Annotated in this window: 1 protein-coding gene; it reads left to right on the top strand. The window is 55.3% G+C overall.

The genetic code is table 11. From position 1 onward, the window contains the following. The coding region (locus HMPREF2808_RS04065) for an HNH endonuclease signature motif containing protein (protein ID WP_246818507.1) at positions 1–955 on the top strand (955 nt) is incomplete at both ends.

Below are 955 nucleotides of genomic sequence, written 5' to 3'. Positions count from 1 at the left end.
GAAACCCTGGATTTTATCGACACCATCCTGGCCGACTTCTTCACCCCCACCAAGGCGAATCAGGCTTTTCCTACACGTAGCCAAATCAGGCGTAAAGTCCGCGACATCTGTAAAACCCTGGATGACTCCATCGCCTACCGTGATACCCGCCCCAAAGACACCTACCGCTTTTCTTCCAACGGAACCTCTGCCTGGCTAGAACTCCAGGTTGGGGAAGACACCGGCATTAAACTCGATGCCTTCATCCACACAGCCGCCGCAAAAGAAGGAATCACTGTTGCTGAAGCGGTCATCAAACTCTTAAGCGGCGAGATACAACCACCAGCCACCGTAGTCTTACACACCTACCAAGCCTGCGATATTGAGAATGCCCCAACCTTTATTGAAGGCTTCGGCTGGCGCCAAGAGCCCATGCCGCATGATAAAACCCGGGACTTAACCGGCGAGGTAGCCGAAGCAGACGGCTACCAACCGGGCCTGATTATGCGCAAACACGTCGAAGGCCGCGACGGGACCTGCCGAGTCGGCGGATGTGAACAACCAGCTTTCCTCACCCAGTTAGACCACCGACACAACTGGGCTGAAGGCGGGCCAACCCACCCGAAGAACCTGGCATGTTTATGCCAAGGACATCACAACATGAAAACCGATGGCACCTTAAAGTACCTGCTGTGGACCCCTACAGTGGGGATGTTATCTGGCTTTTCGCCGACGGTACCTGGACCATCAACGAAGCAGAAGGCCCCCTGGCACCCAAGCAAAAACGGTGGGCGCAAACAGTCGCCCAACACATCACCGCCACCAGGAAACGTGTGCGCGAAGAAGCCCAACACCTCAAACAAGAACTCGACGACTACCACGCACAACAACAAGCCAAAACCAAGGCCGAAGCTCAAAGTGACTCCGCAGAGGCAGGCAGCGACGACATCCCCTTCTAAACCCCGTCGATTCAAAC

This window comes from Corynebacterium sp. HMSC078A10 (assembly GCF_001811565.1).
Taxonomy (GTDB): domain Bacteria; phylum Actinomycetota; class Actinomycetes; order Mycobacteriales; family Mycobacteriaceae; genus Corynebacterium; species Corynebacterium hesseae.
This window is presented reverse-complemented; position numbering and strand designations above follow the sequence as displayed.